Here is a 13,952-nt window from a genome sequence, read left to right on the forward strand (position 1 = left end):
ACAGCCGGTGGCTAGACCGCGATCGGTGCGGCAATGTGCGGGAGCGGATCGTAGCCGGTCAGTTCGAAGTCTTCGAACTTGAACGCAAAGAGATCCGTGACATCCGGATTGATCTTCATTTCCGGCAAGGGCCGCGGCGAACGTGTGAGCTGCTCACGGGCCTGATCGAAGTGGTTGGCATAAAGATGCGCATCACCGAACGTGTGCACAAAGTCGCCGGGCTTCAGGCCGGTCACCTGGGCTACCATCATGGTCAGCAGCGCATAGGAGGCGATGTTGAAGGGCACGCCCAGGAACACATCCGCCGACCTCTGGTAAAGCTGGCAGGAAAGCTTGCCGTCAGCCACGTAGAACTGGAACAGCGAATGGCACGGCGGCAGCGCCATCTCGTCGACCAGAGCCGGGTTCCACGCCGAGACGATCAGCCGCCGGCTTTCCGGGTTGGTCCGGATCATCTTCAGCAGATTGGCGATCTGGTCGATGGATCTGCCGTCCGGTGCAGGCCATGACCGCCACTGGTAGCCATAGACCGGCCCGAGATTGCCGTTCTCGTCCGCCCAGTCGTCCCAGATCTTCACCCCGTTTTCTTTCAGATACCGAATGTTGGTATCGCCAGCGAGGAACCACAGGAGCTCGTGAATGATCGACTTCAGGTGCAGCTTCTTTGTCGTGACACAGGGAAAGCCTTGCGAGAGATCGAAGCGCATCTGGTGGCCGAAGATCGAGCGCGTGCCCGTTCCGGTCCTGTCGCCCCGATCAACGCCTTCGTCCAGGATTTTCGACAAGAGATCGAGATATTGCTGCACGGCGGAAGCCTTCGCGGTCAGGAGATCTGGAGTTTGTGGTTAACTTGGCAGATTTTTCCGAAAAGACAGCCCCTCCCCCGCACTTTCCCCAACTTGGCACATGCTGTGGAAGAATGGCCATGAGCCAAGCCGGCAAACGACATGCTTTGCCAGAAGCCTCTTTCATTTCAGGGCCGAAGACCTTATATCAAGGCTGCTGGTTCGCCAGCTATGGCAATAAATGGTCAGTGCAATAAACCTATCGGACCCGGGGGCGGTACCCGGCGCCTCCACCCAAGCCCATGGGGCTAAGCTACGGAAACTCCATGGGTTTCGGCGGGGGCGAAATAGGATCGACGAGGGCGTAAAGACTGTGCTTTTGCTCGGCATTGTACCACCGTTATCGGGCTTTCTTAATAGTTGCAAATGACAACTATGCTATGGACAACGCTGTCGCAGCGTAACGCTGCGCCGGTAGTCCACTAAGTCCTTTGAGGTAGCACTCACGGGCGGGGTTCGGAGGCACCTGGCAACAGAAGCCTCCACTTGATCTTCCCATGTATTTGCAGCGTCCTACATAGGTTGCATGACCAATGAGCGATGATTGCCGGGTTGCACACATTAATCTGGGTTCACTTGGAAAAGAGCCTTTTCTTTTTGATCTCCGCCCGTCAATGTGCTCCTGATAGTGGACTTTTCCAGCGAGATTCGACGAAAACCGATGTCTGAAGACCTTCTGCGATACGATATTCTGATCCAGGACGCGCTGCGTGGAGCGGTGAAGAAAATACTTGCCGAAGTCGGTCGTACCGGGCTGCCCGGAGACCATCACTTCTACATCGCGTTCGACACCAATGCCCCTGGCGTGCGCATTTCCCAGCGGCTCAAGGAGCGCTATCCGCAGGAAATGACCATCGTGCTGCAGCACCAGTTCTGGGATCTTGCCATCGGCGAACATGCGTTCGAGGTTGGCCTGTCCTTTGGCGGCGTGCCGGAAAAGCTGTTGGTGCCTTTTTCTGCCATCAAGGGTTTCTTCGATCCGTCCGTACAGTTTGCGCTGGAGTTCGATCCCGGCAAGACGGCGGAAGAACTGCCGGAAGAGCTGCTGGAAGCCGTGGAAGAACTTGCCAGGGCCGAGCAGGAACATGCCGATAACGAAGCCAGGCAGGACGACGGCGCAGGCGACAAGGAAGCTGCAACTGCAGACACCAAGGCGAAACCTGCCGTGCAAGCTGCCGAAAGCAGTGACGGTGGCGGCGAAGTCGTTTCCCTGGATGCATTCCGCAAGAAGACCTGAGATCGGGAGCCTTTCCCATGAGCGCGGAGATCATCAATCTGCGCATGGTGCGCAAGCAGAAGAACCGTCAGGACAAGGAAAAGACGGCCGAGGACAACCGGCGCAAGTATGGCCGGTCCAAAGCCGAACGTGAGGCGGCCCGCCAACGCCGGGAAACGCTGGAAACCCACGTCGACGGGCATCTTCTGGAAAAGCCTGACGGCCCGGATGCCGAACAATCCGATAAAGCAACAACAGACGCGGACAAAACCGAAGCCGAACCTTCTGACCCGGGCTCTTCCGGCGATCGCGGCTGACCGCCAATGGCTCTGTTAAAGCGCTCCCTCTCCCTTCATGGCCACCGCACCAGCCTCGCGCTGGAACCGGAATTCTGGGACGTCGTCGACGCCTACGCCGACGCCGCGAACAAGTCCCTCGCCGGACTGATTGCCGAAATCGACGACAACCGCGACCCGGAAGACCCGCTCTCTTCGGCAGTCAGGGTCTGGGCCTTGAAACGGGTCCAAATGGAAGCTGGTCTGATTTCGGAGGGATAAATGGCTGACAATCTGATTTCCGGTCCCCTGCTTTTCGCCTGCCCACAGCGCAGCTAGAAGTGCCCGGACTGCCTCTGAGCTTCAGCCCTCTTGCCGCCTCTGCAACATACATCTCCCTCATCCTGAGGAGCGCGCTTGCGCGCGTCTCGAAGGATGGGCCACTTGCTCAAGAGTGTGCCGCCCATCCTTCGAGACAGCGCTGCGCGCTTCCTCAGGATGAGGAGAGATTGCTGAAACTTTGAGTGAAAAGGACTGGCGGCTTCTTTTCCTATCGCCGTTCAATGGGCTTCAGGCAACGCCTGCCCAACATCGACGAGCGAAGGCCCGTCGTACCAGCCTGTCACTGTGCCCCGGGCAGGACCAGCGGCGAGCCGACGTCGCGTGTCAGAAGGTCTTCGATGGAGACCGGCGGGTCCAGGGGTGGCAGACTGTTCGAAGGATTGGTGACCGGGGCAGTATCTGGCGCTGCGGTCAGGTCTTCCAGATCCGGCGTCTCCAACACGGCCCGAATGCGCTCGGCAAAGGGAGCAGCGGCAACAGCCGGGGCCGGTGCCGGGGCTGGCGCAGGCACTGGCGGCGGCGCGGCGCGAGTTTCCCTGAGCGGCGCATCGTTGGTCTTTTGCGGAAGGGCTGAATTTTCCTGCTTGTCCGGATCAGGCTGAGGCTGAATGTCTTCGCCGGACTGCTCTTGCTCAAGACGAAGCTGCTCCTCTTCGGCCGCCCGGGCTGCCTGACGTTCCCGGCGGGCTTCGCCTTCCCGCTGGTTTTTCAGTTCCCGCACAAGCCGGTCACGTTCCAGAATTTCTGCCTGTAGCTTCTCGACGCGTTCAACCTCCCGCTCAAAGGCACGCAGGGTGAGATAGGCGGTAAACGGCGCGATGTCGATGCGGCGTTCCGGAGCCTCGACCGCCCCCTCGAACAACAGCCCGACCTGCGGTTCAGCACCGGTGACCGCGTCCTCGCCCGGATCGACTTTCAACGAGAAATCCGCATCGAGATCGTAACTGGCGAGATTTACCTCGGCACTGCCGAAGATCTCCGCCTTTTCAGCATCGACAACAACGTTACGAGCGCTCAGTCGTCCGCCCACCATTGTCAGCGTGCCGTCAACGCGCTTGAACGGAAGACTTCCCGCCGCCATGTGGCTGACGAAAACGTCACGGATCTTGTTCTCCTGAAGGTCCAGTCCCGCATCCACCGCGCGTGTCACCAGCGGGAAGGCCTGCGGATTGAGACCACGGAAGTCGCCGTTTTCCATCGAGAACGTGCCGCCGCCGTTGAGGCCTGACACGATTGCCGAGATCGAGCGTCCCGCCCCTTCGAATTCCAGATAAAGGTCGAGCGTGCCGGAAGCGACCGCCCTGTTGTCCGGCCGCCAGGACACCTGCCTCAGATCGGCATTGTCCAGCTTCACCCGTCCGGAAGCCGCGGCCTCCGCCTCGGTCCGGCGAACCGAGAGGCTGCCGTCAAGCTGACCACCGGCAAAGGCCCCCTGCAGACCGTCGAGGCGGAACAGGCTGGGAGACAGACGAATTTCGGCACTCGGACCGGTAATGGCGGTGTCCTCGTCCAGCAGCATTCTGTCTGCCTTGAACTGCATGGTCAGGTCGAGGCCATCCAGAAGCGGCGATCCGAACGGGGTTGTCGGCCAGATGCTTGAACCGTCCCCCGCCGAGAACCACTGATCGGGACCAAGGACCAGTTCCGTCATTGTGCGCAGATCGGCCTCGGACACCGTTATCTCACCGGAAAAACGTCTGTTACGTTCGCCCGGTGCCGGTTCAAGGTCGCCTTCCAGACGACCTTCGAACGTCGTCGTTCCGAGCGAGCCTTCAGCCCTGCTGACAGCCATAGAGCTGCCAATCCCTTCGACATCGACCGAAAGCTCTGCAGGGATCGTGCCGCTCATGACCGGCAGGACCCGACCGGCCATCAACGCCACCGGGCCAAGGTCCGCTGTCTCTGCGGTCACCGAAACAAGGTATTCCGGCGCCTCATCCTTTTTCAGGGTCAAGGTTCCGTTGGCTTCAACCCTGGATCCGCCGATCTCCGTGGAAAGGTCGGTGGCCAGCCCCATTGCCGGGATGCCGGAAACATTCAGCGCCAGATGGCCTGTTCCGGCAGCTTCCAGAGGAATGACATCAAACCCGAGCTGCTGCAGAAGTCGGCCGCCATCCGGGCCCTTCAGTTCCACACCGACAGCAACTTCGGCATCGTGCCACTGGTCGACACGGCCCTTGAGCTCGGCATTGATCGCAGCATCGGCGCCGCCCGCGCTCCCATCCAGGCGCAGTGTCATGTCCGTTGCTTCGCCAACCGCAGCCGCCTTCAACTCGGCATCGAACTTGGCAGGCACCAGACTTGCGGCTGCGCGCTCCAACCGTTCAACAAAGACGGTTTCGGGAAACAAACCGCCTGCCAGCGCAACAAGACCGGACAGGTCCCGGGCGTCGAGCGTTCCGGACACAGCTCCCTCAGGTGCTGAAAAGAGATTGCGGATATCGCCGGAGACATCGAGCCGGGCGCCTGCAAGGTCATTTGCAAACAGCCTGTCGATCCTGACGCCGCCGTCCGAATACTCTGCCTCCAGCGCCAGACCTTCGCCCTCCACACCGCGTGCCACCACCTGTTTGGCACGAAGGCGCAAGGAAACATCGAGGCCTTTGGGATCTGCCGGTTCTCCCGCTTCGATGGCCTGAGGGTGAAGCAGGGCAGCCAGGTTTTCGATCTGATCCAGATCGAGCCGGTCAGCTTCCAGAGAGAGCGAGAATTCCGAATTGCCGCTGCGTGGAATGCGGTAAGCCAGGCCGCCGCGGGCTTCGGAACCGGCAATGGTCAGACGCAGATTGTCCAGCGCCGCTCCTTCGGGCACCAGGTTCAAGCGTCCTTCCAGGGAAACTGGTTCGATAGTACCGACGCCGGCTTCCTTCTGCCGCCACCAGCTGAGAAGTGACCCCGGCTGGTCCGAGCTGATAGACACCGCACCGCGATAGGTCAAAGACGGCTCGAGGCCGAGGTCGCCCTGGGTGGCAACCGTCGTGCGGCCCGGCAGGCGTCCAGCAAGGCGCGCGACGCGCCAGCCGCCCAGCATGGTTTCAAGATCCAGGCGAACATTCTGGATGACGCCGCCACCGGCCACCAGCGCCGGAACATCCATGGATACAGCACCGTCGATGGACGGCAGCGGCACGACACGCAGGGCAGCAATCAGCCGTGTCGCCGCCTCGTTGATGTCGACAGGCGATTGCGGACCGCCACCCAGCAACCTGTCCAGATCGACCTGTTTCGACTTCGCACGGATTTCAAAACGCTTTTCGCCGGCATAGATCAGATCCGCATTGCCGGTCATGCTCAGGCGCCGGTCTTCGGGACCATAGCGGAACTCGAATTCGGGAACCGCCACCTCGGCGATATCGGCAGTGAACTGCCCTTCCGCCTGCCAGATGTTCGGATCGTTTTCTTCCAGCGCAACAGAGGCGATGGTGAAGCGGCCGTCGAATTCGGGCGCGGCGTCGGCCACCTGAAGCTGACCGTCGAAAGCAAAGTTCACCGGCCTGTTGGTGGGCGTGACTTCGCCTTTGACGCGCAGTCCCGCGTTTTCCTGTGCGCGGCCTGTCGCAAGACTGACCGTATAGGGCGCACCATTCAGCGTGAGACTGCCGGCGCCCCGGAACGGGCCTTCCAGCGAGCGTGCGGACACGACCAGATTTCCGTCATCGATCCGGTTGATTTCGCCAGACCGCGCATCGACGATCGTCAATGCGCCGTCACGGATCGTCACCTTTTCGAAGGACAGGTCATCCGGTGCCAGTTTGGCTATCGCGCCGCTCGACGTCATGGCCGTCAGCCAGTCCAGTCGTCCAGCCTCATCAAGTGAAAGTGACAGGTGCGGACGATCGAGCTCCATGTCGAGAACCCGAATCTCGCCCTTCAGCAGCGACGGAAGCTCGATGCGCATGTCGAAGCGCGAGACCACCAGCAGCGGATCTTCGGCACCACCGACACGCACGTCGGAAAAACTGATGGAGGGCGCAGGCAGAAGCCGCAGGTCCGCCTCCCCCAGCACAGTCACCCTGTGCCCGAGTGCGCGCTCCGCATAGCTTTCGAAAGTCGACCGATAGACGGTCCAGTCGATAAAGAACGGCCCGACCAGCGCTGCCACCAGCACCAGAATGACTGTTACACCCAACGTGATGTAGACGGAGTTCAGGCCTTGTCTCCTTGTTCTCCAAAGTCACCGGATATCGTACCGGATAGATGTAGCCGATCCCTGCTGCAGTGCAAACACAGGATTTCCGGCGCCGGCCGGATCGCCGCCCTGCGGCGTCCGGCGGAGCAAAACGAGCTTATTGAACTGATTCGATACAATATCATGACTGCGGCAGGATCTTGCCGGGATTCATCAAATTGTGAGGATCGAGCGCCAGTTTGACAGCGCGCATCACGTCAAGCGCCTCGCCATGTTCCTTGGCCATGTATTTCTGCTTGCCCTGGCCGACACCGTGTTCGCCGGTGCAGGTGCCCCCCATGGCGATCGCCCTGAGCGCAAGCCGTCCGACAAAGTCTTCCGTCCGCTGCTTTTCTTCCGGATCGTCCAGGTTGACCAGGATCTGAACGTGGAAATTTCCGTCACCCACGTGCCCAACGATCGGCGCCAGGAAACCTTCGTTGCGGATATCCTCGGCCGTGGCGGCAACGCAGTCCGCAAGCCGCGAGATCGGCACGCACACGTCCGTCACCATGATGCTGGCTTCAGGCTTCAGCGACTTGCCCGCCCAATAGGCGTCATGCCGGGCTGCCCAAAGTTTCGTCCGGTCTTCGGCCGCTGTCGCCCATTTGAATGGCCCGCCGCCAAACTCCTCGGCAATCGCCGAAAAAGTTTCCGACTGCTCTTGCACCCCGGCTTCAGATCCGTGGAACTCAAGGAAAAGCGTCGGAGTTTCAGGCAGATCCAGCTTGGAATAGATGTTGCAGCCGCGCACCTGAACTTCATCCAGAAGCTCGATACGCGCTACAGGCAGACCCATCTGGATGGTGGTGATGACAGCATTACAGGCGGACGCAACATCCGGGAACGGGCAGACGCCACCGGAAATGGCTTCCGGTTGGCCGTTCAGGCGCAAGGTCAACTCGGTGATGATGCCGAGAGTGCCTTCAGAGCCGACAAAAAGCCGCGTCAGATCATAACCCGCCGAGGACTTCTTCGCCCGGCCACCCGTCTTGATGATCCGTCCGTCCGCGGTCACCACGGTGAGGCCGAGGACTGCATCTTTCATCGTGCCGTATCGAACGGCGTTGGTGCCCGATGCACGGGTCGCCGCCATGCCGCCGATGCTGGCATCCGCCCCCGGGTCGATCGGAAAGAACAGGCCGGTGTCGCGAATAAAGCTGTTGAGCTGCTTGCGCGTTACCCCGGCCTCGACCCGGCAATCCAGATCCTGCGCATTGACCTCCAGAATGTTGTTCATGCGGGACAGGTCTATGGAAACGCCGCCGAACGGTGCATTCACATGCCCTTCAAGCGAGGACCCCGTGCCGAACGCGATCACGGGAACCTTGTGAGCTGCGCAAATCTTGACGGCTTCGGCAACTTCCTCGGTCGTCTCCGCAAAGACAACTGCATCGGGCGGCTGATTCTTCAACCAGGTGGTGGTGTGGCCATGCTGTTCCCGCAGAGCCATGGACGTGGAGCAACGGTCCTTGAACAGGCCCGTCAGCTTTTCGATGGCAGCGCCGATCGCGCCATTCTTTTCAAGGACTTGCGCTCCGTCGGACGCGGTTGCCAATTCCGGCATTCTCTTTCCTCCTGGGGCCGCGACTTTGTCTGCGCGGTAAAAAACCGAATATGTTAGCCCCGGCCCGAAAGGTCAAAGCCTAATGGGCATTTCCCGCAAGGTTGGACACAATGGCGCAAGGAGGATTGTGAAGGTGACTTGGGACGCAAAGCCGGTGGAAAGCGAAATCATGACGGTCAGGGACGACTGGATCGATTACAACGGCCATCTGAACATGGCCTATTACAACGTCCTGTTCGATACGGCTGTCGATGAGGTCTTTCACCGTCTCGGCATGGGTCCCGACTATGTGAAGACCCGTGGCGGCTCGTTCTTCACCGCAGAGGTACATGTGTGCTACCTGCGCGAACTCAGCGCCGGCATGAAGGTGATCGCGACGCTTCAGCTTGTCGATTTCGACGCCAAGCGTGCGCATTTCTATCAGGAACTGCGCCACGCCGAGGAAGGCTGGCTGTCGGCGACATCAGAACAACTGAGCCTTCATGTCGACATGAACGCCCGCAAGGTCGCTCCCTGGCCGGAGGACATTGCGGCCAACCTGACGGCCCTGTCGCAAGCTCATGCCAGTCTGCCGCGCCCGGAACGGGCTGGACGCCATATCGAGATCCGCAAGAAGCCCTGAGCAACTGATCGACGCGAAAACAAAAGCCCGTGGAGCGGCAAACCACTCCACGGGCTGACATCCGAACCGATGGCCTCAGCCGTAGTGGTTGGAGACGACGACGCCGGCGATTTCCTTGGAATCGACCACTCCGACCACATCATCCGGACGCGGAATACGGCCGTCCCCCGACACGATGATCGCGCAACTGCGGTTGCGGTTGTTCATGCGGGTGATCACCGAATTCATGATGTTGGTTGCCGGTGCAATCACGAAATCGCTTGAGAGGATCGCGCGCAGCGTTTGCCCGGCAAAGCGGTCGGCCTGGTAAGGAATGGTGCCGAGGCGCACAAAGCCGGCAATCCGGGGCCCGTCGGACGCGATGATGTGGGATCCGCCATCGGCACTCACGGCGGAAATCGCTTCCTGGACAGGTGTATCAAGCGGCAGGATCACGAAGTTCTTTGCCATCACTTCCTTGATCGGCTGCACCAGATACATGTTGGTGTGCCGGTTGAGCGGGATTGGTTTGCCGCGATGGCGCAGCTTGACCGTGTAGATGTTGTCCTTGATCAGCCAGCGCCGGACACCGACCGCAATCGCGACCGCCAGAACCAGCGGCACGATGACGTTATAGTCCCGGGTCATCTCGAAGATCATCACGATGGCAGTCATCGATGCGCCGGTTGCACCGCCCACGAGCGCTCCCATGCCGACAAGGGCGAATTCCACCGCCGTAAATCCGCTGTCCGGGAACAGGTAGGAACACAGGACACCGACCATTCCGCCAAGCGTCGCACCGATAAACAGCGACGGCGAGAAGACACCGCCGGATGCCCCCGCACCAAGGCTGATCGATGTCGCGATGATTTTCGCAATGAAGAGAACGGCCAGCAGTATGAATGTGTAAGGGGTCGAATTCAGGATATCCTGGATCGTGGCATAGCCGACGCCTGCGGTGTGGTAATGCCCCGTGGTGAGCATCAGGACATAACTAAGCGTGCCGATGATCAGCATGCCGATGATGTTCTGGGTGTAATCATTGCCCGGGAGCTTGGGGAACAGGTCCTCGCACCAGGCGAGCGTGCGAATGAAAGCCCAGGAGGCAATGCCGGCCAGGACGCCGAGCAGTGCATAGGCGCCCAGCTGGATCGGCGCGATGGCTTCGATAGCCTCTTCCGCGGAGATCGGCACGATAAAGGCCGGGTCGAGACCAAAGGCAATCCGGCCAACGTATGTGGCTGTCGCCGTGGCAACGACCACGGGCAGGAATGTCCGGTTGCTGACCTCGGGCAACAGCATCTCGACAGCAAAGAGCACCCCGCCAAGCGGCGTATTGAAGGTGGCGGCAATCCCCGCCCCTGCCCCTGCAGAAAGCAGCGTGATCTTTTGCCAGCGCGGCAAATGCAGCGCCCGGGCGATCGTCGAACCGAAGGAAGCTCCGATCTGGATGATCGGCCCCTCACGGCCGACGGATGCACCGGTTCCGATGGAGATCGCCGAGGCAAAGGATTTCACCAGCGCCACCACGCCGCGAACGTCGCCTTTCTTGTGGTAGACTGCGAACATCACCTCCGGCACGCCGTGCCCCTTGGCTTCCGGAGCGAAGGTCTTCACCAGGAACACCACGATCAAACCGCCAACGACGGGTACGAGAATGACCAGAGCGCCAAGCGGACTGGCATCGGCAAACTGGTTGGCGTCATAAACGGTCGAAAATTTTCCGTAGTAGAAAAGATTATGAACGACCGAGATCAGATATCGGAAGAAAACCGCGCCAATGGCTGCGACGATCCCGATAAAGAACGCCACAAGACACAACATGGGCACAGAAAATACGCGTTCTTCGCGCGCGTCTGGGGGGCCGTCACCGGACAGTGACGGTGTATCGGACGGTTCAACAACGGACATGGCAGGCCAACACTTCTTGGCTGAGAGGGCTACTTCTGGCGATTTGCCGGAGCCCAAAACAGCCGGTCTAGGCGACCGGGATGGCGACATGGCCTGAAGGCTTCGACCCCCTCTCCTTAAACCTGAACACATGAAAATCAAGGGACAAGCCGGATTTTTTCAATTTTGACGGTGAAGTGACGCGGTTCCTCCGTAAAATGGGGCCGTAATTCAGATTGGCTTTTAATCTCAGTTGAGTCACGCCGACCAAATGCCAGACCGATTGAACTTTCTTTACAGGCTCGCCCCTTCCATTCGTTCCGGCATCGCCGGGCTTCTCGCTGGCATCGGGTTCAACTTCAGGGAATTTCTGCGCCAGAAAAGCCATATCGTCTGGCTGCTTGCCCTTCTGATCGGATCTTTCGTCTCCTGGGCGGCCATTATCTTCCGTGAGATCATCAGCCTGGTGCAGCTGCCCTGGCTTGGCACGGCGACGGAACGTGTCGTCAGCGCCGCCGCGACACTGCCGTGGTACATGATCGTTGCCGGGCCCACCATTGGCGGATTGTTGGTTGGCCTGCTGCTTCAGTACATGCAACCGATGCAGAGAACGTTCAGCGTGGCGGACGTGATCGAGGCTCGTGTCAAAGGCGGACGCGGGCTGCCGTTCTGGCCGGGCATATCATCAGCCCTTATCACGGCGTTATCGCTCGGCTCCGGTGCCAGTGCCGGGCGTGAAGGCCCCGTCGTGCACCTGGGAGCAACCATCGGTGCATCCGTCGGGCGCCTGTTTCAGCTGCCGGATTCCGCGCATCGCATTCTGCTGGCCTGCGGCGTTGCCAGTGCGGTATCCGCCTCTTTCAACGCGCCTATCGCAGGCGTTCTGTTCGCACACGAGGTCATTCTCGGGCACTATGCGATGTCGGCCATTTCGCCCATCGCGATTGCCGCCGTTACGGGAACCGTATTCTCCCGGCTCTGGTTCGGCGACGTTGCCGCCTTCGTGATCCCGGGACACCAGATCACCTCCTATTGGGAATTTCCCGCCTTTGCGCTTCTGGGCCTGGTTTCCGCCCTCGTGGCAATCCTGTTCCAGTTTGCATTGATCGGAACGGATTGGGTGGCCCGGAACATTTCGATGCCGGTCTGGCTGCGGCCTGTTGTCGGCGGTTTCGCGGTCGGGCTCATTGCTCTGGTCTTTCCCGACGTGCTTGGCGTCGGCTACGAGACCACGGACGCCGCCCTCAAGGACCAGTTGCCCCTTGCGATGCTGTTCGCTCTGCTGTTTGCGAAAACGGCCGCGACCGCGATCACGCTGGCGTCCCGTTTTGGTGGCGGCATCTTCTCGCCATCGCTCTATCTGGGGGCAATGACCGGAGGCGCTTTCGGGCTGATTGCCGCCTCCGTCTTTCCCGAACTGGCTTCAAGCGAGGGGCTATACGCGATCCTGGGAATGGGGGCCGTTGCAGCAGCAGTTCTCGGCGCGCCCTTTTCAACAACCATGATCGTTTTCGAATTGACCGGCGGCTACACGCTCTCGATCGCCCTGCTGCTGACCGTGTCGATCGCAACGGGCCTGACGCAGGCCGTTCATGGCAAATCCTATTTCCACTGGCTACTTGGCTTGCGCGGCTATTTCGTGAATGACGGCATCCACCGCTTTCTGGGAGAAACGGTCAAGGTGAAGGATTTCATGGACCCTCCCCCGGCCAATGAGGAGGATTGCATTTTCCGGCCCGGTCAGGACGGCAGCTACCTTCATGATACAGACTCGCTTGAAAGCGCACTGAAAAGCTTCGATTCCTGCGGAGAAGCATTGCTTCCGGTCGTCAGCACCAAAGATGCAACCAGGATCGTCGGACAGGCGCGCCACGTAAAGGCGCTCAATCACTTCAACTCGGAGCTGATCAAGGCCAACGAGGAAGAGCACCACTAACGGACACCTGCAGGAATTCCGCCTAGAGGATAGTCCGCAAGGTCAGAATTTCGAAGGTTCCGTTACCAGGATCTTGCCCGCATAGCGATGCGATGCCTTGCCTTTCAGGCGGAATTGCAGATCCTTCTGGGCCATGTAGAACCGGGCCTGGCGTCCCCTGATGCCTGGCAGATCGAACGGGTCAAGCCCCGCCCACGGCAGGAATGGATTTCGACGCAGCGAGCCATAAATGCCCACGCGAACCGACGGTCGCTTGCTGGCGGCACGGGCGTGGAAGCCGTGGGTATCGGCAACGACCAGCGTATTACCGGGAACCGCAAACCTCACCGGCTCGGGATATTTCAGCCGACCCAGTTCTTCCGGAGCAAGGCGGAAAGAACCACGAGCATGCAGCGTGTTCTTGTCGCCACAGGCCGACAGGCTCTGTTCACGTTCCCATTCCAGCCGTTCCGGCGTCAGCCGGTGCGATCCGGGAATATACGTGAAAGGTCCCTCGGCATCATCGATGTCATAGAGGAAGAACCAAGATTTCGCGGTCTGGTGGAAGGTGTCGGAATGGAACGCCGTTTGCGGGTCGGCCTTCCGCTTGGTGTCCGGATTGGTCATGACGATATGCAGGTAGACCAGTGGATCACCATTGGTCGAACCGACATAACGCAGACCGTTCTGGAACGGCTTGCTCCAGACAAAGGCCTTCAGATGAGGCAAATCTGCAAGCACACTGGGCGGCAGGGGAACGAACCGCGTGACGGCATTGCCCTGGCGCATGTCCCAGGCATCGAAGCGCGTTGTTTCGACTTCCTTGCGCAGCGCCGCCAGTTCATCTTCCGGCAGAAGGTTGCGGGTGGCGATAAATCCGTCTCTTGCATAAGCAGCACGATCAGCTTCCGGAAGCAGGTGCTCCAACCTGCGGCGGCGCGAATCCGCCATGGATTCCGCCAGCTTGATGCGCTTGGCGTGCAACCCGGCCTCGTTCAGCCGGCGGCTGCCAATCAGCGGGTTGTCCCGAAACGACTTGGCTCCGGTTGCCAGCTCGGCAGCGTAGAGCGGCATCTTGAGAACATCCGCGGCGCGCATTGAAAACCTCAGCTCGATAAACAAGAATTCAAAAT

10 protein-coding genes and 1 other RNA gene are annotated in these 13,952 nt (G+C 60.1%); 6 read left to right on the forward strand and 5 right to left on the reverse strand.

What is annotated here, in order from left to right:
• Positions 1–11 precede the first annotated feature (11 nt).
• Positions 12–806, reverse strand: a complete 795-nt coding sequence (locus tag Q666_RS51385; protein WP_023000520.1) for a thymidylate synthase — start codon at positions 804–806, stop codon at positions 12–14.
• Positions 807–962: 156 nt separating this feature from the next.
• Between Q666_RS51385 and ssrA the strand changes: the two genes are divergently transcribed.
• The 4 genes from ssrA to Q666_RS51395 all read left to right on the forward strand — a co-directional run bounded on the left by ssrA (position 963) and on the right by Q666_RS51395 (position 2,618).
• Positions 963–1,332, forward strand: a transfer-messenger RNA (tmRNA) gene (gene ssrA, locus Q666_RS65550).
• A gap of 174 nt (positions 1,333–1,506) precedes the next feature.
• Complete coding sequence (locus Q666_RS51390; protein WP_023000519.1) at positions 1,507–2,082, forward strand: SspB family protein; 576 nt, start codon at positions 1,507–1,509, stop codon at positions 2,080–2,082.
• Positions 2,083–2,099: 17 nt separating this feature from the next.
• Positions 2,100–2,378 (forward strand): DUF4169 family protein, encoded by a 279-nt coding sequence (locus tag Q666_RS0133405; RefSeq protein ID WP_023000518.1) that lies wholly within the window; start codon positions 2,100–2,102, stop codon positions 2,376–2,378.
• Positions 2,379–2,384: 6 nt separating this feature from the next.
• Complete coding sequence (locus Q666_RS51395) at positions 2,385–2,618, forward strand: ribbon-helix-helix domain-containing protein (RefSeq protein ID WP_023000517.1); 234 nt, start codon at positions 2,385–2,387, stop codon at positions 2,616–2,618.
• Between the two features lie 340 nt (positions 2,619–2,958).
• Here Q666_RS51395 and Q666_RS51400 read toward each other — a convergent pair whose 3' ends face one another.
• Entirely contained in the window at positions 2,959–6,807 is a 3,849-nt protein-coding gene (locus Q666_RS51400) for an AsmA-like C-terminal region-containing protein (protein ID WP_023014551.1), read from the reverse strand.
• A 181-nt stretch (positions 6,808–6,988) separates the two neighbouring features.
• Complete coding sequence (locus Q666_RS51405; RefSeq protein WP_023000515.1) at positions 6,989–8,413, reverse strand: FAD-linked oxidase C-terminal domain-containing protein; 1,425 nt, start codon at positions 8,411–8,413, stop codon at positions 6,989–6,991.
• 169 nt (positions 8,414–8,582) lie between these two features.
• On the opposite strand from Q666_RS51405, the gene Q666_RS51410 reads away from it, so the two are divergent.
• The gene (locus Q666_RS51410; protein ID WP_197923246.1) at positions 8,583–9,035 is read left to right on the forward strand and encodes a thioesterase family protein; all 453 of its coding nucleotides are present in this window, start codon (positions 8,583–8,585) and stop codon (positions 9,033–9,035) included.
• A 75-nt stretch (positions 9,036–9,110) separates the two neighbouring features.
• Here Q666_RS51410 and Q666_RS51415 read toward each other — a convergent pair whose 3' ends face one another.
• Positions 9,111–10,925, reverse strand: coding sequence for a chloride channel protein (locus tag Q666_RS51415; protein ID WP_023014552.1), 1,815 nt, complete (start codon positions 10,923–10,925; stop codon positions 9,111–9,113).
• Positions 10,926–11,175: 250 nt separating this feature from the next.
• Here Q666_RS51415 and Q666_RS51420 point away from each other — a divergent pair, with 250 nt between their 5' ends.
• On the forward strand, positions 11,176–12,840 hold the full coding sequence (locus Q666_RS51420; RefSeq protein ID WP_023000512.1) for a chloride channel protein: 1,665 nt from the start codon (positions 11,176–11,178) through the stop codon (positions 12,838–12,840).
• A gap of 42 nt (positions 12,841–12,882) precedes the next feature.
• Here the strand turns inward: Q666_RS51420 and Q666_RS51425 are convergent, their stop codons facing one another.
• On the reverse strand, positions 12,883–13,917 hold the full coding sequence (locus tag Q666_RS51425) for a phytanoyl-CoA dioxygenase family protein (RefSeq protein WP_023000511.1): 1,035 nt from the start codon (positions 13,915–13,917) through the stop codon (positions 12,883–12,885).
• Between the last annotated feature and the right edge of the window lie 35 nt (positions 13,918–13,952).

Origin of the sequence: Labrenzia sp. C1B70 (assembly GCF_000475395.1) — a bacterium.
Taxonomy (GTDB): Bacteria; Pseudomonadota; Alphaproteobacteria; order Rhizobiales; family Stappiaceae; genus Roseibium; species Roseibium algicola.